At 41.5% G+C, this 21,661-nt stretch carries 14 protein-coding genes; 6 read left to right on the top strand and 8 right to left on the bottom strand.

The annotated features are described in order from the left end of the window. Positions 1-14 precede the first annotated feature (14 nt). Positions 15-2,051 carry an EAL domain-containing protein gene (locus SNR28_RS05160; RefSeq protein ID WP_375748146.1) on the top strand — a complete coding sequence of 679 codons (2,037 nt, stop codon included), beginning with the start codon at positions 15-17 and terminating at the stop codon, positions 2,049-2,051. 140 nt (positions 2,052-2,191) lie between these two features. Here SNR28_RS05160 and SNR28_RS05155 read toward each other — a convergent pair whose 3' ends face one another. From SNR28_RS05155 to SNR28_RS05130, 6 genes are all read right to left on the bottom strand, one after another. Beyond that, positions 2,192-3,721 (bottom strand): DUF3369 domain-containing protein, encoded by a 1,530-nt coding sequence (locus SNR28_RS05155; RefSeq protein ID WP_375748145.1) that lies wholly within the window; start codon positions 3,719-3,721, stop codon positions 2,192-2,194. A gap of 389 nt (positions 3,722-4,110) precedes the next feature. Next, positions 4,111-4,308 carry a hypothetical protein gene (locus SNR28_RS05150; protein ID WP_375748144.1) on the bottom strand — a complete coding sequence of 66 codons (198 nt, stop codon included), beginning with the start codon at positions 4,306-4,308 and terminating at the stop codon, positions 4,111-4,113. A 56-nt stretch (positions 4,309-4,364) separates the two neighbouring features. Next, positions 4,365-4,970, bottom strand: coding sequence for a DUF2913 family protein (locus SNR28_RS05145; RefSeq protein WP_375748143.1), 606 nt, complete (start codon positions 4,968-4,970; stop codon positions 4,365-4,367). Between the two features lie 89 nt (positions 4,971-5,059). After that, positions 5,060-5,980: a diguanylate cyclase gene (locus SNR28_RS05140; RefSeq protein ID WP_375748142.1), complete on the bottom strand. Its 921-nt coding sequence runs from the start codon at positions 5,978-5,980 to the stop codon at positions 5,060-5,062. A 96-nt stretch (positions 5,981-6,076) separates the two neighbouring features. After that, a complete protein-coding gene (locus SNR28_RS05135) occupies positions 6,077-7,744 on the bottom strand; it encodes a methyl-accepting chemotaxis protein (protein ID WP_375748141.1) in 1,668 nt (555 codons plus the stop codon). Between the two features lie 513 nt (positions 7,745-8,257). Further along, positions 8,258-10,684 (bottom strand): EAL domain-containing protein, encoded by a 2,427-nt coding sequence (locus tag SNR28_RS05130; protein WP_375748140.1) that lies wholly within the window; start codon positions 10,682-10,684, stop codon positions 8,258-8,260. A 1,028-nt stretch (positions 10,685-11,712) separates the two neighbouring features. On the opposite strand from SNR28_RS05130, the gene SNR28_RS05125 reads away from it, so the two are divergent. After that, positions 11,713-13,614, top strand: coding sequence for a methyl-accepting chemotaxis protein (locus SNR28_RS05125; RefSeq protein ID WP_375748139.1), 1,902 nt, complete (start codon positions 11,713-11,715; stop codon positions 13,612-13,614). 755 nt (positions 13,615-14,369) lie between these two features. Here the strand turns inward: SNR28_RS05125 and SNR28_RS05120 are convergent. After that, positions 14,370-15,107 carry an NAD(P)-binding oxidoreductase gene (locus SNR28_RS05120; protein ID WP_375748138.1) on the bottom strand — a complete coding sequence of 246 codons (738 nt, stop codon included), beginning with the start codon at positions 15,105-15,107 and terminating at the stop codon, positions 14,370-14,372. Between the two features lie 94 nt (positions 15,108-15,201). Here SNR28_RS05120 and SNR28_RS05115 point away from each other — a divergent pair, with 94 nt between their 5' ends. Further along, on the top strand, positions 15,202-16,104 hold the full coding sequence (locus SNR28_RS05115; RefSeq protein ID WP_375748137.1) for a LysR family transcriptional regulator: 903 nt from the start codon (positions 15,202-15,204) through the stop codon (positions 16,102-16,104). Between the two features lie 434 nt (positions 16,105-16,538). Here SNR28_RS05115 and SNR28_RS05110 read toward each other — a convergent pair whose 3' ends face one another. After that, positions 16,539-17,285 carry a hypothetical protein gene (locus SNR28_RS05110; protein WP_375748136.1) on the bottom strand — a complete coding sequence of 249 codons (747 nt, stop codon included), beginning with the start codon at positions 17,283-17,285 and terminating at the stop codon, positions 16,539-16,541. Between the two features lie 288 nt (positions 17,286-17,573). On the opposite strand from SNR28_RS05110, the gene SNR28_RS05105 reads away from it, so the two are divergent. The 3 genes from SNR28_RS05105 (at position 17,574) to SNR28_RS05095 (ending at position 21,560) form a co-directional block, all read left to right on the top strand. Continuing rightward, the gene (locus tag SNR28_RS05105) at positions 17,574-18,158 is read left to right on the top strand and encodes a hypothetical protein (protein ID WP_375748135.1); all 585 of its coding nucleotides are present in this window, start codon (positions 17,574-17,576) and stop codon (positions 18,156-18,158) included. A 130-nt stretch (positions 18,159-18,288) separates the two neighbouring features. Next, positions 18,289-19,536 (top strand): ankyrin repeat domain-containing protein, encoded by a 1,248-nt coding sequence (locus tag SNR28_RS05100; RefSeq protein WP_375748134.1) that lies wholly within the window; start codon positions 18,289-18,291, stop codon positions 19,534-19,536. Between the two features lie 476 nt (positions 19,537-20,012). Beyond that, on the top strand, positions 20,013-21,560 hold the full coding sequence (locus SNR28_RS05095; RefSeq protein WP_375748133.1) for a WG repeat-containing protein: 1,548 nt from the start codon (positions 20,013-20,015) through the stop codon (positions 21,558-21,560). Positions 21,561-21,661 lie beyond the last annotated feature (101 nt).

The raw sequence follows: 21,661 nt of genomic DNA, 5'->3' as shown, positions 1-21,661 counted from the left end.
GATAACACAACCGCTTGAAAAAAAAGAGGATTGTCTATACCAGCATCTTTAACGAGTCAAAAGTGCCTATGCTCATCATTTCTCCTACAGACGGAGAAATTGTCGATGCCAATCCCGCAGCCATAGATTTTTACGGGTACAACAAAGACATCATCACCCGAAAGTACATCTCTCAGATAAACCAGTTAAGCCACTCCGAAGTCGCAGCGGAAATGCAAAACGCGAAAAAGATGAAACGGAATCATTTCATCTTTAAGCACAAGCTGTCTAACGGTAAGGTTCGAGATGTTGAGGTCTATTCAAGCCCTATCAGAGCCCAAGGTGACCAATACCTTTTCAGTGTTATCCATGACATTACAACCCGAGTTGAAGCAGAGAATCAGCTGAAGATATACGCCAAGCTGTTCACCTCGTCCAACGATATGCTTGCGGTTATCGATACGGAGCAGAAATACTTAGCAGCGAACGACCATTATCTTAACTTGTTCGAGCTATCCTCAGAAGACGTCATTGGCCGGAAAGTCAAAGAGGTCTTGGGTGATGAAAGCTTCCATTTTTCAGAGCCATACATCAATAAAGCGTTACTCGGTACCCCAGTGTTTTACGAACGCCAAAACTGCAATCTCCATAAAGTTACACATCTCGAAGTCCGTTATTTTCCTTTTACGGATATAGAAGGAAAGTTATCGGGCATTATTGGTGTCTTTCGTGATGTTAGTGAGTTAAAGAAAACGTCGGAACGTCTGAGCTATCTGGCTCACCATGATGCCTTAACAGGACTACCCAATCGACTTGAGTTGCAAGAACGGCTTCATCAGTACGTGGAGCGAGCGAAACGCTTTGATAGCCTTATTTACGCCTTGTTTATCGACTTAGACCGGTTTAAAAATGTTAACGACAGCATGGGACATTCCATCGGTGACGAATTACTTGTCCGGGTCGCAAGACGTATGGAGCAAAGTATCCGTTCAACAGACATTATATCCAGAGTCAGCGGTGACGAATTCGTCGCGATCATTGAGGTGAGTGAGCGTGGCGATCAAATAACTCACACGTTGGGGCGGATTCGCGAAGCCTTTATTCGGCCCTTTGAGGTCACCAGCGGCACAATCCACATCACAGCCAGTATTGGTGTAAGCCAATATCCCGATGACACACATAATCCAATGGCGCTTATATCTAACGCTGATGCAGCAATGTACCGGGCAAAACAACAAGGTCGTAACCAAATTGCCTTTTTCAGCAAGGATGAATCGGAGCGATTATTCTATCGTTCCCGTGTCGAGAATGCATTGCGTGGTGCCATGGAAAGAAACGAGCTTGAACTGTATTTTCAGCCACAAGTCCATATCAAAGAGAAGACACTCAGCGGTTTAGAGGTGTTGCTACGCTGGACAAACAATGAACTTGGGAGCGTTTCACCATCGATATTCATTCCAATGGCAGAGCAAATAGGGCTAATGGGTGAGTTGGGTTCGTGGGTACTGAGAAAAGCGTGCAACACCGCGGTGACCTGGCGGCGACGAGGTCTGCAGTTTGGTACTATTGCTGTTAATGTCTCTGGCGTCCAGCTCAGGAAGACCAATTTCTATGAAGAAGTCCTCACAATACTTACCGATACAGGTCTCCCACCGACATGCCTAGAGCTTGAAATAACCGAGAGCTTTGTAATGGGGCAGTTTGAAGACTCCGTCGAACAATTGAGAAAACTTCGAGCCTATGGTGTCACAATATCAGTGGATGACTTTGGTACAGGTTATTCGTCTCTCAGTTATTTGAAGCGACTACCGCTGGATAGGTTGAAAGTCGATCGTTCTTTTGTCGCTGATATCGAACATGATGAGGATAGCCGAGCACTAGTCTTATCCATCATTGCATTGGCTAAAACGATGCATTTTGAGATCATTGCTGAAGGTGTTGAGAATCAAGAGCAAGCTTGTTTCCTAACAAAAAATGGTTGCGACCATGCCCAAGGATATTTTTTCGAGAAACCTCTGTCAGTAGACAAAGTCAAGAAGCTATTGGCTGCGCCTATCAACCATAAGGAATGAAGTACAGCGTGAAAAGCCCTTTAACTTTGCGTAGCCATCTTGTATCTCAGCCTATTATTAAAAAAGGTTGAAGGGTCTGCTTTTGTGCATTTTTGTTCAACTGAGGAGCACCTTTAAAGTGATCAGCGTACTTGTTGCAGCTAATCCGGGTATTTCTGACGCAACAAAATAAACTCATCCCAGTGTTCAAGTAGAATCTCGACGAGTTTGGGATCAAAGTGCTTACCTTTTTGACACACTATCTCATCCCGAACCTGTTCACTGCTCCATGGTTCTTTGTAGCTCCTCTTCGAACCTAGCGTATCAAAAACGTCAGCAAGTCCCGTTATTCGTCCACTGATAGGAATATTTTCCTCTTTCAGGTGATTTGGGTACCCACTTCCATCCCATTTTTCATGGTGTGTACCGGCGATCTCGGCTGCCACTTTGATCAAGGGACTTTTCGATTGACCTAAGATATCGACACCGTATTCAACATGCCTTTGCATTTCTTCCCATTCCTTAGCATTTAGTTCACCAGATTTATTCAAAACTAGGTCTGAAATGGCCACTTTCCCAATATCATGCAAGGGAGAAGCATACTTTATCCTAAGAACCTCCAAATCACTCAAACCATAATAACTCGCCAGCAATTCGCTGCATTTAGCAACTCGCTGAGCATGGGCGCCTGTTTCTTTGTTTCGAGCCTCAAGCGCATTGGCTAAGCTAAATACCAGTTCTTTTGAAGTGTCTTGGAGGTCTTTCATCAAGTTCAGCTTGTCGAACGTCAGCGCTATATTGGTTGTGTATATTTTAAGTAACTGCTTGTCGAGCGGACTTAACGCCGTATGAAGCTCTATGTAGAGAAGTACGGTCAACGTCCCTTTACTCGAATGACAATACACATAAGCATCTGGATACTGCTGAGATTGATGGATGTTTATGGCCTGTCGGCATCGCTTGGTAACATGAACAGGTAACGAGCTAAAGGATACTGCGGAATCAATGGTTGCGTAATCTCCAGTTGCGGCTAACGTTAGTACGCTTGCTTCACTACATTCATGGTCTTTTGGAACGACACACAAAAACGCAGAAGAGGTATTACATAAGAGAGAAGTGAGCTGGTTGAGAACCTCAGTTGCATAAGTTTTAAATGTATCTGCATTCTGAACATGCGCAGAGGCTATGATAACGTTGTTCAGTCCTTTCTTTTGCTCTTTAATGACACACATCTGAGAATAGGAACGCAGCATGGAGTAGAGCAATGTCCTTAACTTTTGTTTTGTGAGTTCTGTTTTTTCCTTGTAATCATCGATATCATACTCTCGTACCACGATATCTTCTGGGGCTTGCCCAGCCTGGCCTGTACGTAGAACAAGTCGCGTCATATGGTTTTTCAATTCTTTACGAATGTATTTGACCAGCTCTAACCCAGCATGTTCACTTTCCATCACTACATCGATAAGCGCTAAGGCAATGTCGTTTCGACTTTCCATCTTGCTTTTCGCTTCCGCTCCCGAGTTGGCGGTGAGCAGCTTTAATCCCCTTCCTTTAAACTGAAACCCAGCTAAAGCGAGCTTTGTAATTTGATGCATTTGCTCATCGTCATCAACCAAAAGTATGATCCATGGTGGTTCAGGTGGATCTTTTACCATCGCTTCTACTAAGTTGGTACTGGTAAATAAGTCCATCGACACCTCAAAAAAACTCTGGAATTAGAAAGGATAGCCCTTTGGGCATAGCATATTTATCCTTGATAAACACACATGTTTTACCCACTTAAATCGGGTAGTCATCATTCTTATCGCTTTGATAACTCATTACTTAAAGATAGCGGATGAGCAACGGGTTGACCATAAACATCATTATTTAATTAGCTGCGTAGTGAGCTATTGCATACTAAGCATTTTCAACACAAATACAGTTGCAGGAGGTGGTTCTATTAAAAACTCTTGAAGCAGACATTCAATACGTTGAGCTTAATGCCATAGAATTCAATTAATCAAAGAGTCATGTAAATCAGACGACTTGTTGTATAGATAATAGTTTATAGATAGTTGATGACGGGGGAGTGAAAGCTTTATTCAGTAACAGAGCGCAACCATTTAGCAAGTTTGTCGCTGTTCCCAGTAAGCTCTACAAACTCTTCCGCTTTAGCGCCTTTAAATGGCTCTGGGACGGCAGAATTAGGCTTGACTTTATAGGGCTTAGAGGTGTCTGGGGCACCGGAAAAAGGGTCACTGTCTAGCCATTCTTCCCACCGTCTTTCAATCGACATATCATTCCTTTCCTGCATAAACCGTAACCCATAGAGTCAAGGCAAATAAGGCGGCTTTAACAAGCAAGCCTTGCTGAGTTCGAACTAGGATGTGCTGTTAGTTCAAAAGTATAACAACCATCAACTTGGTGACCTAACCGCTCAACACTGTGTTCGCCAAATGCTTCAATACGTTGAATAAGCGTTTCTATATCATCCCCGGTGTACAAACCTTTGATTGGTGTGATTTGTTCGTTGCTTTCGGAGAAACTCTCTTCTATCTCTTTTTGCGCGATATACATCGTGTTCGGAGTATAAGCCTCTATAACTTCTAACTGTTCGGAGTGCACATCATGCTCTACTCTGAGATGCTCCAGAAGATAGTGCAGCTTATGCATGTCTGTAAGTTTACTTTGATAGTCAAGAGAAAGCGCTCGAAGTTCGCAAAGTCTTTCTTCCAGGTTGGCTCCTTCTCTCGCCACCTTAATCATCGACTTCAAATCATTTTTAACGAGCTTAAACTGAGCATTTTTAATTTTTGGCTTTATCCAGTTAATGAGCACCTGGTTGCGAGTCGATGTCGGGACAAATCGCTTGGATTGCGCAACATGAATCCAAAGGTGAAGCAGAGCATTATCAACCGTTATCGTTAAAAGTTGTTCATATTTGTATCTCGTCTTCATTTTTTCCTCGGTATTAACGTGCTCTCGTCAGCCATTAATTGGTAATTCATATAAGGGGCACTTCATGCCTTGCAGTAAACACCCATGCACTAAATCTTAACTGTTATCTGATTTCGGCCATTTTGTTTCGATGCGTAAAGCGCAGCGTCAGCGCGATGAAACACGTCCGTTTGGTCGGTATCACGGCTTTGTATTTGGCTCACACCGATGCTCACGGTGACTTGAGTCTTTTCTCCAAAAAAGGACAATCGGTGACTCTCAATCTTTTTTCGTATGCGGTCTGCGACTTGTCTTGCATCATCCATATCCGTATGACTAAGTAGCACTCCGAACTCTTCTCCACCAAGTCGCCCCACACTGTCGGTATCTCTGGCTTCTTCCCTGAGTATGTTCGCAACCGTTTTAATTACCTCGTCCCCATAGGGATGCCCGAACTGGTCATTCACCGATTTAAAGTGGTCAATATCTATCAATAGCAAACTGGTATAGACGCCAAGTCGTTGTCTGCAAGCAAAGCATTGTTTTGCCTGGTCGCTAAAAGCCCGGCGATTCAACAACTCTGTTAGGTCATCGTGCTCCGAAAGTTGTTTAAGATGCTCTTTTAGTTCATGGCTGTCGGTAATGTTTCTCGATATCCATACAACCGCAGGTTGCTCTTTATGAGGTTGGCTCAATGGATGCACACGGCCTTCATACCATTGAATGGCTGTAGGGATAATGGCGTCAGGCATCAGTGTCATCTCCTGAGGAGTGAAACTGTAAAGATGGTTCTGCGTCCTGTTGGTTGAAATGGCCCTAGATATCACCCCTAAATACTCGCTCGCTTGTGCGTGACTCATGATATCTGAGAGTGATTTCCCGATTAATTTGCCTGAATCATAGTAAACATTGGTATCGATACCGCCAAACACATCTAGAAACTCGCCAAACTCCGATATAATAAATACTCTGTCTGGCAACGTATCCATGACCGCCAACAACTCTGTACAACTGCACTCTCTACTTTTCACTTATTCACCAAGATGATTATCAAGACTCCATCAATCAGGCGTGAATTATAGAGAGTGATGAGTCGTTCTACATGACATTTATCAAGTAGTAAGCAGCTAAACCACAAACTGACCCACTAATCCATTTAAATCCTTGGCTTTTTCGCTGAGCTCTCCACTGGTGGATTTGTTTAGATTAGCAATGTCAGCGGTTTCATGGCTGGTATCCGAAATCACGACGATGCGCTCAGATATCTCCATCCCAACTTGGCTTTGCTCTTCGGTTGCGGTGGCAATTAACGCATTCATATCCATAATGGTTGCTACTGCATTGAGAATTTCCTGAAGTGCCTCTCCAGCATTGGAAGCCTGTTCAACCGTTAATGCACTTTGACTGTTACTGCTGCCCATGGCTGCAACAGCCTCGCTGGTTGCACTGCGCAGCTCTGACAAAACCTCGGTAATCTCTTGTGTACTTTGTTGAGTCCTGCTGGCCAACTGTCTTACTTCATCCGCAACAACCGCAAAGCCTCGTCCTTGTTCACCAGCTCTGGCCGCTTCGATAGCCGCATTCAAAGCCAGCAAATTTGTCTGTTCAGCAATTTCTTGAATGACATTTAACGAGGATGAAATGTTCTCTACGTTGCCTTCAAGCTTACCCATGGCGTCCGTAGCACGAGACGTTAACTCCGCCAGTGACTCTACTGAGCCTATCGCGGTGTTTACGGTCGTCACGGCGTGCTTGGCTCGGTCATCGGCTAAGTGAGCGGCCTCTTCCGCGCCTGTTGCGTTACTTGATATTTCCTGAGCTGTTGACGTCATCTCTGTCATTGCCGTGGCTACTTGCTCCGTTTCTTCTCGTTGGCGCATGGACAAAGTATCAACTTGCTCGGCTCGAGCACGCATATGACTGGTTTCGTGTTCTATATCGTGACTCGCACCAGCCACGCTCTTGATAATGCTTTGGAGGTTCTCTACAAAAATATTGAAGTTCTTGCTTAACCTTTCGAACTCTGGAACGTTGAAGTTATTGATACGAGCGGTCAGGTCACCTCTACCAGAGGCAAAGTCTTCAATAGCCTGGTCAAACTGTTTCAGTGGAACCTGAATAGAGCGGGCAACAACAAAAGCAAATACGCCAGCGACCAAAATAATGACGGCCCCGATAGTCAAAATAGTCATGAAGCTATCCATGGTTTGAGATGTTGACATTGCATCTATCTTACTCACCGTTGACTCAACGTCATCCAGATAGAACCCCGTACCAATGATTAAATCCCATTGAGGTTCATAGACGGTGTAGCTGAGTTTTTCGGAAGGGACACTCTCTCCCGGTTTTGGGAAAAAGTAAGACGTGTAACCAGAGTTACTTTTCGCATTTCGAATGATGTCTTGAATAAACAAATTGCCCTGCGCATCTTTAGAGCTCCAAAAGTTATCTCCGACTCCATTTGTTCCGGTACCAACAAAAAGGCGCGTTCCCTTACTGTCGTAACCAAAGAAGTAACCATCTGTGCCATATTTAATGCTAGACAGCTCTTCAATGACCTCTTCGATGGGGGCATTGTGCGCCTTCAACGGAGCCAGTGCGGTGTCAATGATTTCAACGTATGACTTGAGCTCCTTTCTCTTCATCTCAACCATTTGACCTTGCACCATCTGTGTTTGTGCAGAAGTCAGTTCGGTCATTTTTAAATAAGTTTCAAACACCAACCCGCCCGCGAGAATAAGTAGCGGAACAATGGATAAAAGGTACAAACGCGAATTAATCGATATTTTTTTCATGCTTAGCTCCAGGATGACAAACTAAGCCAATACGAACGTTGGGACATTATTATTAGATTTATATATTAGATATAGTGGATAAACGAACATCTCGCAAAACGTTACGAGCGTCGCGGGTGATGATTATTGATAAATTTCAGAATAAAGCCATAGTTCGCTCATGATAAACTGGCATAATCCTTTGTTTTATTACCGATTTATCAGAAATAAGACTGTCATTCCTATACACCAACAACAATGCTTGCTCTCTTTGACTTCCTAAAACTTACAGTCATAGGAATTAAAAAAGAATAAAAGCGTCAGTATCTGAACTAAGTGTTTAGTGGCACTAGCCATATTTACAAAGGCCGACAACGTCAATGTGATGCATAGTTTGATTTGGGGCACAAAAACATCAAACTCAACGCTGCGATTGACCTATATATGACAGGCCATTCCAGTTGAGCCTCGAAAGGCATAGACGCATATGTATACTGGGATAAACCGAGTGATATGCGACCTAAGCATGAGGCTTTACTGATTGGTGTTGAGAAAGTGCACTAGGTTATATATATCGATAATGGCAACATATTCACCAGCATCATTAATAACGACCCATGGAAAGGGGTTGTTATTGTGGACTTTCTCGTGAATCTCCCCCTCATGAATCGTTTCATGTACCGTTGTGACTCTTGAGTTCATCATTGCACTGGCGACCTTAGTCATGGATTGGTATTCATGCATGGTTTCTCTATCTGTACCCATTGAAGGGGTGGCGTGTAAGTTGAACTGCTCTCGGGTGATAACGCCCACACACTTCCTATCTAGCACGACTGGAAACGCAGTAAACTGACTCCCTTCAAACAGTGTCTTAATTTCTCTTAGTGTATGTTGAGGGGTAAGCATTGGAGGGTAAGACATCAATTCAACCTCTTCACTATTCAGTTCCTCCAACGCTTCGATACCGTCCACATTCACCGTCTTTCGAGAAAGCTTTTCGACAGGCTGAGGCCGCTCAAAATAAAAACCCTGCATGTAATTCACTTTTAGGTCGTTCAGAATTTTAACTTCTTGGAGCGTTTCAACACCTTCGGCAACCACTTCGACATCCAGAGTGTGTGCCAGATGTGTGATCATTTTGACGATATAATAGTTATGCGAGCCCACCGTGAGGTCAGTGACAAACTCTTTATCAATTTTGAGCAAATCAAAGTTTCCATCTTTTAGATAGGAGAACGAAGAGTACCCAGTACCAAAATCATCGATGGCCACCTTTAACCCTTTTTTTCTTAACTCAAAAAGTAAGTTACTGTCTTTTTGCTCACTGTTGAAATATGCGGATTCTGTTAACTCTACGGTAATATAGGGGAGATGGCGTATATGTTTTTTAAACAACCGGAGTAAGTCACTAAACAGTGCCTTCATCGGCTTATCAGAGTTCAGAGAAATATTGATGGTCAATTCTACCTCTGGACCATAGAGTTTTGCTAAGTCATCACGAGAGCTGATAGCTTTGTCAGCGATAGCCAAATCTAACTCAGAGACTAACTTCATGTCTTCCGCAACTTTTATCATCTCCTGAGTATTTAATAAGTTACCGTTATAATCCCTGAATCGACACAATGCTTCCAGCTTGGTTATTTTCCAGCTTGATGTGTTGACTATGGGTTGAAAGAAAACCTCCATTTTCTTGTTGATAACGGATTGATTAACAATATCTTCTAGAATTTCACGACGCTTTATTTTTTCATGTAGCGTACGGTTGAAAAAACAAATGTTACTGTTTCCAGAGGTATGACGTTCATACATTGCCTGAAGAGAATGAGAAATAAGTTTGTTTTCATTGTTCGCATCTAACCCAAGCACAGATACACCAATGGTACACTCTGTGATAGCAGCATAGACTGAAGGTTCGACACGCTGCTTTAAGGTCTTGAAGCGCCCCTTAATGGCTTCAAATATAGAGAGTGAATGAGGTTTATCCTTTCTACGCTCATAAACAATGGCTATCGAAAATACGGCTTTCTTGATGAATCCTGCAGAGCAATCTTTTTCGTAATAGGCTAATGCACTCGCAAGCTGTTTTTTACATTCAAATTCTTGTTCTTTATCGAAGTGCGGAATGAATGAAATCACAACCAAACCCTGATTGTCTTTGAGCTCAATCGCTGTATCTTGCACTTTCAGAAAAAACTCATCTTCTCCCGGTAACTGTGTAAGTAATTCGATACCACCATGCTCAATACCAGCCACCCGATACAACTTGTTTGATAAGTCTTGGGTCATTCCAAGATAATAATAGTTCCCTCTTATTGACTCTAAACGCTGAATTCTCAACTCTTGTGGTTTAATCATTCCCGTTTTACCTTTACTCAGAATGAGGCCATTCCAATACCCGTTCTTGGTGAGTTTCTGCCACATTTCTTTAAAGAAAAGATCTCCATGCTTACCCGCATTAAACATAGATGTCTTTTTCCCTAAGAGCTCATCAAGCTTGTACCCCGTTGAATTCTCAAAGTAGCTATTGCAGGCAATAATACGCGTCTCTTCGTCCGTCACGACCATACCATGACTTTTGTTTTCGAAAATTTGGTGAAAAAACGAAGAAATGTCTTCCGGTGTTGGGGCTATAAATAAAGGAATGACAACGCCAGCGATATGATTACCTGTGATTTTCTTCGCTGACAATAAACATAACGCGATAGCGCCTAAACGGGTCGCGATACAAACCTTTATGGCATCACTGTCAACCACTTGCTGGAAATGCGCAGAGACCCGTTTTTGATCTTGTTTAGAGAACAAGCCCAGAAAGTCGTCAATGTGGTTGATGGTTCGATTAGAATCGATGATATCGGTTAGTCCACTTGTATCGATGTGAAAGTGATCTGTGTTTGTTTGCCAAGAAAATGGCATTTCTTTGAGTTGGTGGAAGCCTATAAGCTCTTCTTTGACTAGTTTCATTTTTCCCGCCAAAACGTCGTTTTTGTCTGCCGAAGTCAGCACTTAATGAGCCAAGTGTGCGAAACAGCAAAAACACACTATCTAACTAAAATATAGTCCATCTGAAACTGTTTATTAGCATGTTTCAATGTAAAGTATGTTGCCCATGGCCGCGACTAAAAACGCATCTTATTGTATGAATTTAATATGTTTTTTTACTTTAATACAGTAAAACAGATACTGCTGTAATAGAAGCTTAATTTTCATCCGGTGGTTTTCAAAGCCTATTGAGTGGCAGTTTAAATCGGCCAACTTCCTGTAGCCCATTCCCAGATTGATGTGGACTGCCCAGACTCCCCTAGACAAATATCGCCTATTCTTTTCACATTTGCATATCCATGCGCTAGCAACTAACAGTAGGTTACAAAGAAAAACGGCCTTTATTCATATAGTATGCTTCTTTTTTAAATCCTATTTTTTATCTGATGCCCATGAAACCAATAGTTAATTACCCTGTATTATGTTTTTTAAACGGTAAGCTGGCAGTACATACCCAAAAAAGCTTTGGAGAAAATTGGAAAAAGTGTACTTGAAAGCTTCGTCCTAGAATTGAGCGGAAGTGGCTTTCCAAGCGTATCATGTTCAATAGATTGGGGTATTTTGTCCCTTGAACGATTTTCGCAATCCAAATTAATGCAAAAACAAGACGTCAAACATGATTTCATTTCCTGCGTTCCGATACACTTGCCCAGATAGACATTACACATAATCGGATAGAATCGAGTCAACCTTTTAGGGCGAAAGTTGTTTTCCGACAAGTTCCAAATAGCAAAATGGCATCGCTTCTCAACGTTACGAAGATGAAAGGCTCTGAGAAAAACATCAGCAGTGACCCTACCTGCTGAGATAAACCCCTTTCAATAGATTTTAATACCTTTCAATCTACCCTATAAGCTTGCTTACCCGTGACTTGTATTGGTTTGAATTGGTATTCTAGGTGTTTTGTCTGGCATTGATTGATTTTCGAGTAAAGGATAGAAGTTGCAGTGATGAAAAGTTTAGGATTAAAAAAGGTACTAATTTTATCTGTTGTTCTACTAGTTGGATTATCCGTATCTATTTCTAGCTATGTTCTTTTTCTAAAAGAAAAGCAAGGATTAACTGACGATATTATTAAGAATGGCCAGGACTATGTTAAGGGCCAAAGTCTTGCTATCGAAAGTCTTATCAACGAAAAAGTGAATGGGTTGAGTGGACTTGCAAAATTATACAAAAATCAAGATTTTCAAGGAAGCAGTGACGAAATCATTCAGCAAGCAAAAATCTTAGCTGCAACCTTTAATACAGGGAGTGCCGCAATTTCCTTTGAAGATGGCCGATCGTATTGGAATGTTGAAGCTGAGGACTATCCTGACCATCTATATACAGGTGATGTTAGAACATTAAGTTGGTATATAGAAGGACGCAATGCATCTGGTGTTACTGTCTCTGAACCATACTTGTATGGCAGTACGTACTGGATAACTATTATTGAAAAAATCAAAAATGGAGCTTTCTCCACGGATTTAGAGTTGGGATTCCTAAATAAAATCGTCAAAAGAGCCAATAATCTACCTGGCACCACGGCTGTCATTTTAAATAGTGATACAACTATATTGGCAAGCTCTTCGCCAGATTTAGAGTTAGGGAATAAAGCAACTTCCTATAGTTGGTTTTCATCGTTGGCAAATAAAACTGTAAGTCAAGAGAGTGCAACGGAAAATTACCAGCTTAATGGGCAAGATAAAATATTTTTCTCACAGAGAATAAAAGCAGGAGACAAGAACTGGTATTTTTGTATTGGTATAAATGAATCGGTTGCGTTCGCAAAATTGAATGAGTCTGCTACTTCAGCAATAGTCATCGCAACTTTAGCCGTTATCATTAGCATGCTGCTTACTTTTGGCATTCTGAACATACTCTATCGTCCAATCATTGCCTTAAAGCAAACAATTCTCGACTTATCAAGCGGTAATGGCGACCTTACTCAGCGTATTGAAGTGCGTACTAATGATGATTTGGGGCAAATATCTCAAGGTATTAATCAATTCATTGAAAATCTGCAGGGTATGATGCTGGAGATACAAAGCACAACGATAGAGTTACAATCTCATACTGAGCGCATGCGAGAGCAATCTGCAAAAAATGATGAAATTTTAAATTCGCATTTAGCTGAAACTGAGCAAGTGGTTACTGCCATTGAAGAAATGAATTCGACAGCGGATGCAATGGCAACAGATGCAGCTAATACTGCCGAAATTACGCAAAGAGCAAATGAGATTGGTAATACTTCTCGTATCATTGCGGAACAATCACAGAAAACCATTTCTGACCTTATCACTGATGTTGATAGTGCAGTTGCGAATGTTGCTCAAATGAGTGATAAAACTGAAAACATTAATGGTATTTTAGAAGTTATAAATAGCATTGCTGAGCAAACGAACTTGTTAGCTCTAAATGCAGCAATAGAAGCTGCGCGAGCAGGCGAACATGGTCGAGGTTTTGCGGTCGTTGCAGACGAAGTTCGGAATTTGGCAAGCCGTACCAAAGACAGTACGGAGGAAGTCGAATCTGCGCTTGAATCTTTACTTCAAGGCACTCAAGTTGTCGTGAAATCAATGGATAACACAAAATCTCGTTGTCAAGATACGATTTCTAGCTCAGGTGAGGTCGAAGAAAGCTTAGGCTCTATGAGTGATTTTGTGAATGATATTCATGATTTAAGTACGCAAATCGCCACTGCCGCTGAAGAGCAAAGTAGCGTAACTCAGGAATTGACCCGTAATATGACAGAAATAAACAATATCGTTCGTGAAATGGAAGAGCATGGTAAAAACTCTCTTCAAGAGGCTTATGATATTGCGGATTTAAATAAACACCTATCAACTATTGTAGGACGATTTAAATTATGATGAATTAAGCCTAATTGGTTGCAGTTATCATTGTTTATATTTTAAAGCCTCGGCGCAAGTTGGGGCTTTGTTTTGGTTTGCATGTTCTATAAAAAATTAGCATAAAACCAATCTGGAACCTGGAGTTGGGAATGACCGTTTCTGTCCATTTCCTTGCAGATTCGACATCCTGAAAAGTGGTGTCGTTCTGGTTTTTGGGCTACCAAAAGTTAGCTCATAGGTAGATATCGTCCAATGCTGCTAAGAAGGAAATGTCCAAAATCTTGCTAGAGATCGATCAGACTTTATGTGATCAGACTTTATTGTCATTTCCACAGCCCTTCTGGAGGCAAAGAGCCTCAAAAGTGATCAAACTTTAGCCTTTTTATAGTCTAAGAATTGCGTTCAAAGGCGCATTTCCGATTAAAGTCTATTGTTCTCCGACAATAACGCACCTTACATGGATTCACATTACATTTATCATATTGACTCCCTAGCACTCACCCGAATTGTGGTTCTCAGGGGGAACATCATCTCACGATTCCGTTCCCACTCAGCCTAACGCCTGAGTTTCGTTACCTGTCGGTTCCACTGCTTTATTATGGAACCTAGGGTCATCTGGGTGATACAGATGGTTCACTCTTATCGTGGTGAACAACGCTTCATACCACTTCAGGCCGCACAGACATTAACGTGTTAAAGTCTTCCTCAACTATCGCTCTATCAGCTTTTTCTATTTGATTGATTATTGGATGATGCATGTTTCAAGTCCCGTGTCACACATTGATACTATTTTGGTCGTTATAGAGAACTGGCATTTCATTTTTCCAAACACTCCAGGTTTGAGGTGAAGAAATCAACTCCACCATAAAGTTGGCAACATTGATACGACTGCTCTCCATTGACGCAAATATCGGATCACAAATCGGAGACATATGGACAGAAAACTCCGTTTTTATTGGTTGGTCAACCAAGCTATCTGGTCTGACTGCAACCCACTCCAATTGAGAATAAGAGCCGGAAACATTGTATTGCAGGTAACGGGCAGCTTCTTCATTGTCCACATGGGGAGGAATGGTTTTTCTTAACAGCCTAATAACCATTTTATGCATCCACGAAACTGACTCGCCCCTTAGTAAATTTTGATATCCAGACGTACTCATCAAAATAAATTTGATTGGCTGTAATGGATTTAGTTTGGTAACAACCCGGCATATCCGCTTTGTAGTGTCTGCGACCAGTTTTCTTGGTTGGCCGTAAATTCCTTTCAGTGTCAAATTGTGCCCTAGGCAGCAAATCACGCTTTCACAACCTCTGACATGGGAAATTAACTGTTCATCAGACAAATCAATTATGTTGGCAACCACTATTTCTACCTGTTTGCTGGCTATAAGGTCACTGTCTACTCTACTTATAGATCGTACAATGGCCTTTACGTGGTAACCCCTCGATATTAGTTCTTTGACCACAAGCCGACCTGTTGCCCCTGTCGCCCCCAATACTAAAACTGTCATAAAATTACCTCAATAAAACAATTGTGTTGACACTATAGCTATACATATAGTTAATGGTAATTGCTTAAAAATGCATAGAGGCATACAGATTTGTATGAACTGGAAATCAATTTCTTTTGACTGGAACCGGACAAGAGCTTTTTTAGCTACTGCAGAGCTTGGAAGCTTGTCTGCGGCCGCAAAATCTTTGTGTGTGACACAACCGACGCTAAGTCGTCAGGTATCAGCTCTGGAAGATGAGCTTGGTGTTGCGCTTTTTGAGCGCTCGGCGCATAAATTAACACTCACTCGCAGTGGTATCGAGTTACTTAATATCGCTCGCGAAATGGGCGATGTGGCCCACAAGTTTTCGATGGCTGCAAATGGCCAATCGGAAGCTCTTAAAGGTGTCGTCGTGATTTCAGCCTGTCAGCTTGACGCCGTATATAGGTTGCCACCGATTCTTAGCAAATTAAGACGTAAAGAGCCAAATATATCCATTGAGTTGGTCGTCACAAACGACGTAAGTGATTTAAAACGTAGAGATGCCGATATTGCTCTTCGAAGTTTCCAACCTAGTCAGCCGAGTCTCATTGCAAAGAAGCTGGGAGTAGAGCGAGTCTATTTGTATGGTACCAGAGAGTACCTCCAACCGTTCTTTGATTTAGGTGCGACAGGGGAATTCCGTGATATTCAAATTATTGGCTTTGAAAATAACAGAAGAATAATTGAACAGTTAGCAGAGCATGGCTGGCAGTTAGTTGAAGATAATTTCAAGCTTTCTACTGAATTTCAGCCTGCTCAACTAGAGTTATGCAAAAACCATTTAGGGTTGATGTATTTACCAGAAGACATAGCGAAACAAGAGCCAAAACTAATGCGAGCTCCCGAGGATTTCTTTCCGATGATGGAGATACCACTCTGGCTCGTATGTCATGAGGAGCTTAGAACGAACATGCGAGTTCGCCGGGTATTTGATCTATTGGCTGCAGAGTTGGAAACTGTTGATATTCCCTAATTGGCTACTTTTTTCGTTATAAGGAACCTTCTTCAGATGAGAACCCGGACAGGCTGAAATTGAAGTCGAAAATCGTAGTTAAAAAGGCTAAAGCTTGCACAAGCTTTTCTCCGAACAACTAATATTGGTGTCAAATTTTAAAGCCGTTCATTCGTATAACCTTAAAAAGTGCAAAAAACCAAAGTAAGTGTGTTTGGAGGCAATAAATGTCACCAGTCCTATTTTTTAAGATTTATTTTGAATCATGATTAGATTAATTCTGTAGAGTCCGGGCTACTCACTGATTTGGTATGAGATTTTATTACTCTTCTACAATAAGTGTTTGAACCGAAATTACATAGTATAGTTTTTAATGGTATAACCCTAGACGTATAACACTCTTGTACGGTTTCAACCAGAGCTTGCTTACATACCAAAAGTCATCTTGATTTTTCTTACCAAGGCCATTCTATGAATACACACGATAAACATTCAATGTGGGAGCTAGAAGTAGAAGGGAAATTAATTTTGTAATCTGTGTAAGTGACTATTAAAGCCCCACCAGAGGAGCCCTGGTAGGTTGTAATACCTTCTGCCCATCCACCAGTAGGTTCGTTTGGGTTTTGACTAGTGGATATATCACCTGTCGTATCATAGGTTAATATGCTACCACTCTTACCTATTTTCGCGTCTGCACTATAACCTGCAAACATAAGTTTGGGATTGCCGTACTCTTCATCATATATAATTTCTTCGGGAGACAGGCTCAACTCATAAACTATGATCAGTGGCGATATATCCCGATATCTTACCTTCTTATCAAGGAGCAAAATGGCGTAGTCTGACTCATAAGAGTAATCGAGAGTCTCAGTAGGGCTTCGTTTAATAGTTTTTCCATTTTGTGTATGCGCTTCCCATGTCATTCGTTTACCTTTAAGGCACTGAAGGGAAGTAACGAGAACCCTTGAGTCCTGCTTAGCTGTGAAACCTACCAAAGAAGCCCCACAAATATTGGACTCACCATCAGTTTTTGTCGTTCTTAGTCGCCCAACTGCATCAAGGTACTTAGGAGATAGAGATGTCTTTGAAAGTCTGTCATCTCCAGGGGGGCGACACTGATGATTTGCACATGAACTCGCTATTACGTATTGAGATGAAATTAATGAGAATATGGACAATAACCAAGGTAAAAAATTTATCATGAGAGTGCTTTTGAAGTGCTTTTTTTGCTGATCAGTTATTACTTAATTAATTAAAGCATATAGGCGAATTATTGCTAATTCAGTTATATAACCTTGAGCTAGCTCAGGACGATACCTGAAGAAATTACTGTATGATTTGATTAGTAGTTTCTTGCACATCTGTATCCCATGTTATGCCCTGAGGTATTCAAAGAGATAAGGGGGTTAGGAACTTGTAGGAACTGAAACAATGATAGAGGCTCACTATGACAGGGCTGAAGGGAATCGAAGATTATAATTGGGGCTAAAATGATTAAGCTTATATTTAGTATTGTACTCACCATGATAGTAGGCTCTGCCTATGCTGGATCGACAAGCGCACTTGAACAATTACCATTCAATATAGTTATTGGTGAAACTAGTAACGCAAAAATAGGTGCAAGAGGGACTTGTATAAAGAAGCTTTCTATAGGGTCTGGTTACTATAGGTGCGAAAGCTTCGACATGAATGGCAATTTTTTTGTGGAATCTAGTCAAAATGAAATAGCGAAGAAGATTTCTTTTTACAATAACGTAAATAAAAAAGTAAAGGGAGAGAAAATAAGGCTTAATCAGCGCCTGCCAAGGAAGTGGACGAACGCAGGGCTTAGCTGGGACATGAAAGCTATCGAGGCTATGGCATGGCTTAAGAATCAAGAAAAATCACATAATGATGATTACTATATCGACACGAAAAAGATAGCCCAAAAAGAAATTGATGGCGTTAGTCATGTAGCGGAATTTCACATTAATTTTGAGGTCGGAAGGTATGCTTATTCATTTATGTTTTGGGGATACAATGACGACTACAATAAGTTGAAGTTTAGAGAGTTGCATGTTGAAGAGGCTTACTGATTTTTAAGAGTAAATCATGATACAACAGCACGGATTAGAGCAATCAAAGTAATGCAATAAACATGCCTCGAGAAGCTGTTGGTTAAGATGGTTCGATGAATTTGATGGATAGATACAAAGGAAAATACACATGATCCGACATGCACTTTTTGCTTTTTTTAGCCTCTCGCTTTTTGGCTGTATTGCAACTACTCAGTCTATTGGATCTAATAAGCATCTAACCCCTGAAAAAAAGCTAGCTCTTTACAAAGAGCACCAGAGTGACGTTGGTCCTGATGCTTGGATGAAGGAAGTCAATGCTACGGAGACCTTTGATGAATGCTTCTCTGCACTCCAGTGCGCAATTGCAAACAGAGAGTTCGATGTCGCTGAGTTTCTGCTTAGCTCTGGAGCCGATCCAAATGTTGGTGGGGCCGTTCGACTCTACTCAAAAAAAACGAAAAAGAAAGAGTACTATATTTCATATCCCATTCAAGATGCTCTTCTCTACGCAGGTTCCGATGACGAGGCAAATAAGTGGGTCAAACTATTGCTGGAAAAAGGATCAGGGCCTGATTTTGCTACCCGTAATTTCAAACCAGCTTTACATCTAGCAATCAAGAAAAGTTACCTAGAAACCGTCCAAACTCTTTTGGGAGCGGGTGCTTATACTGGAACGTTTTCATCCAAAGACCCTGAGGGGCTTGATTACGAGTTAGAATCTGCGGGTCCTGAAAAAACTTATTTTGATGCATTAACTGTCGCTGCGGTTTATTTGACCGACTACAGCACCCTCTCAAATTTTATCGTTAGTTCATTGCTGGAAGCGGGTGCTGATCCTTTTTACATCAAGCATAGTGAGGGAGTATCGTCCTTCCCAGCGTACGCTCTTCGTGAAGGTAAGCCTGGTCTTGCAGAGTATTCTATCGAAGCCTATGCAAAAATTACAAAAATGACGAACACGGATTTGAATGATATTCGACAGAGTATAGAGCAAGAACATCAAAGCTATCTCGAAAACGAGCGAAAGAGGGCTAAAGCTGTTGCGGCAGCAAAGCGTGCTCAGAAAGAGGCTCAACAAAAAGCAACAGAAGTACGTGCCGCTAATGAGGCTTACGAAGCGGAGATAAAACGAAGGCTAGATAGTGGAGAAAACAACGAATCGAATCACTGGGCTGTTCCTCTCATTTCTACTTTTAAAGAGGCAGAGAAGCAGGCTGCAAACGCTTCGACGCCTATTCCTGTACCGGTATCGCCGAAACCTGAATCGACTAAGCAAAACATAAGTACAGAAAATCAAAAACGCCCTATTCAGAAGCATGATTTTCTGCTCGACTGTAATCGTGACGGTATTGATGATCGTGACCAGGGAGTGAAGATGAATGTGTGTGTAGAGTAATTTGTTTAGCTTCCAACAGTTTGGTCAATAGAGAGCGCGGTTGGATGACACTCAAGACAAGGTAGGTGGCCAGCTTCGCTGATGAGAGTTCTCAATCAAGAGAAGAGTTACCTGAGCATTGATTATGGTTGTAGAGCAGCTATTACCTTGCAAAAAAATAATTGTGTCATTGCCCGACGAGTCTCTTGAATCAATTAATCAATATATTCATGTTGACAAGTATACGGAAGTTTGTATTAAAGACGTTTTTGCCGATATCGGCCATTGTTGACTGGCCTTCAGAGCAACGTTGTTGAAGATGAAAGGTTATTGAGGCTCTATATATACAGTTGTCTATGACGATGTAATTTATCTTCTTCATTGGAATTGTTTCAGACTTCTAGTTTGGCTTAGACAATGCTAGAAGTATTCTTTAAACGTATGATCAAGCTTATGGACTCAAAAACGACCATTACGCAAAATACTAAGGATTGATAATGATAAACAGGACTTTTCTTATAATATCAGTTGGTACTTTTCTAAGTGTATTAAGTGTAAGTTCCTTTGCTAAAACCTACTCAGGGACAATGTATAAGCCTGAGTTCGATACACCCTTGACTAGGGTTGCGTATGCTGATGCTGACGTGAAGATGAACATCAGCCTTCGAATCAACTGGAAATTTTGGACAATGTTTGGTGAGCCAGTTGTAGATAGTACAGCTACCTGGAGGCTTAATTCTGCGACTGTCATCCAGGGTAATAAGACAACTAATTACTACCCGTGCGGTGAAGAAATATACAAATCCAAAAGCTGTTTGCCAAAAGAGATCCTGAAGAAGTTCACTATTATTGACGCAGATATTGTTGGTTATGATGTGAGAAATAATTATGCCAGCATTGTGTGGAACCCAGGAGTCTTTGGGCACCCATCAACTCAATACTTAAAAGGGGAGTCTTCATACAACACTCCCGCCAGTCCTGATTGGGGAAAGACTATTTTCAAATCAAGCATGAGTGATGATCTAGACTACTACTCAGAGACAGATGCAAAGTCCATATATAAGAATGGTATAGATTTCATGTTTGGGAAAATCCTAAAGTTAGATATGGCCTATTCTGAGTTAATTCAGCACCACCACTCTTTTGCTGAAAAAAGTGAAATTAAGCAAGTTGAGTCTATAGCCTCTGCCCAGAAGAAAGAGATTAATCAGAGATTTTCTGGCAGTGAGTCTGATGATATTTTTGCTGCTTTTGAACGTGAAGAAGCGATAAAAAGAGTCGAACAGGTGGAAAAAGACTACAAAGAGTCTAGCAAAGATGATAGTCAGGAAATAAAGAAGAAGGCACAGGCTCAACAACGGCAAGAAGAGAAACGTATTGCTGTTGTTAGAGCGCGAGTAGAAAGTCATACATTACCAATAAATCCTAAGTTGAGTTTGGTTGCTTTCGAGGGTAGCAATGGCAAGTATGGCTTTAAGAATGCTGCAGGTAAGGTTGTTATTGAGCCCACTTATTATAGAGCCTTCAGCTTCAGCGAGGGAGTGGCTCATGTAGTCAAGAAACGTGATCAGAAGGCTGGTTTTATTGATACGAACCAAAGTTGGGTGATAAAACCTGCAGCTAGAAGTGTAGATCTCTGCAAGCGATTTTCTGATGGTATGTGTATTTACGAAAGAGACTACCGGGAATTTGGTGCGATAAATAAAAAAGGGCATTTGGTGATAAAGCCTCACTATGGATATCTATCTGACTTTAAAAACCATACAGCTATAGCTGAAACTCAAGAAAACCCTGCGAGAAAGGGGGTGATTGATAAGGACGAAAAAGTAGTCATCCCATTTAAGCATTGGGGGGTTAGTCGTTTGAGTGACGGTAACTATCAAACCGCGTCGTTTCTCAAAAGGGTTGGAAATCCATGCAAAGGAGCTCGTGACTACTACAATTATTCAGTGTATAGCCCGACAGGGAAGTTGATAAAAGGACCAACGGAAGGGTGGAGACGTTATAGTACGCTATGTCTCAAAGCGGAAAAGTTTGACCGCTAGGTACCGGTTTCTACTTAGTGATTGGGACTGAGTAGTGTAATGAAGGGGAGGGTTCATTGTCCTCCCTGTTTAATACTTTCAACACACAGTAACTATTGGCG

The organism is Vibrio iocasae (genome assembly GCF_042245395.1).
GTDB classification, from domain to species: domain Bacteria; phylum Pseudomonadota; class Gammaproteobacteria; order Enterobacterales; family Vibrionaceae; genus Vibrio; species Vibrio iocasae.
Note: the sequence above shows the minus strand (reverse complement) of the source record. Positions and strands in the feature narration are given on the sequence as shown.

What these genes read in the sequence shown, in the direction of transcription:
- SNR28_RS05155 (WP_375748145.1), bottom strand. Translation starts at nt 3,721, where the DNA reads ATGGACTTATTTACCAGTACCAACTTAGTAGAAGCGATGGTAAAAGAT.
- SNR28_RS05150 (WP_375748144.1), bottom strand. Translation starts at nt 4,308, where the DNA reads ATGTCGATTGAAAGACGGTGGGAAGAATGGCTAGACAGTGACCCTTTT.
- SNR28_RS05145 (WP_375748143.1), bottom strand. Translation starts at nt 4,970, where the DNA reads ATGAAGACGAGATACAAATATGAACAACTTTTAACGATAACGGTTGAT.
- SNR28_RS05135 (WP_375748141.1), bottom strand. Translation starts at nt 7,744, where the DNA reads ATGAAAAAAATATCGATTAATTCGCGTTTGTACCTTTTATCCATTGTT.
- SNR28_RS05130 (WP_375748140.1), bottom strand. Translation starts at nt 10,684, where the DNA reads ATGAAACTAGTCAAAGAAGAGCTTATAGGCTTCCACCAACTCAAAGAA.
- SNR28_RS05125 (WP_375748139.1), top strand. Translation starts at nt 11,713, where the DNA reads ATGAAAAGTTTAGGATTAAAAAAGGTACTAATTTTATCTGTTGTTCTA.
- SNR28_RS05120 (WP_375748138.1), bottom strand. Translation starts at nt 15,107, where the DNA reads ATGACAGTTTTAGTATTGGGGGCGACAGGGGCAACAGGTCGGCTTGTG.
- SNR28_RS05115 (WP_375748137.1), top strand. Translation starts at nt 15,202, where the DNA reads ATGAACTGGAAATCAATTTCTTTTGACTGGAACCGGACAAGAGCTTTT.
- SNR28_RS05110 (WP_375748136.1), bottom strand. Translation starts at nt 17,285, where the DNA reads ATGATAAATTTTTTACCTTGGTTATTGTCCATATTCTCATTAATTTCA.
- SNR28_RS05105 (WP_375748135.1), top strand. Translation starts at nt 17,574, where the DNA reads ATGATTAAGCTTATATTTAGTATTGTACTCACCATGATAGTAGGCTCT.
- SNR28_RS05100 (WP_375748134.1), top strand. Translation starts at nt 18,289, where the DNA reads ATGATCCGACATGCACTTTTTGCTTTTTTTAGCCTCTCGCTTTTTGGC.
- SNR28_RS05095 (WP_375748133.1), top strand. Translation starts at nt 20,013, where the DNA reads ATGATAAACAGGACTTTTCTTATAATATCAGTTGGTACTTTTCTAAGT.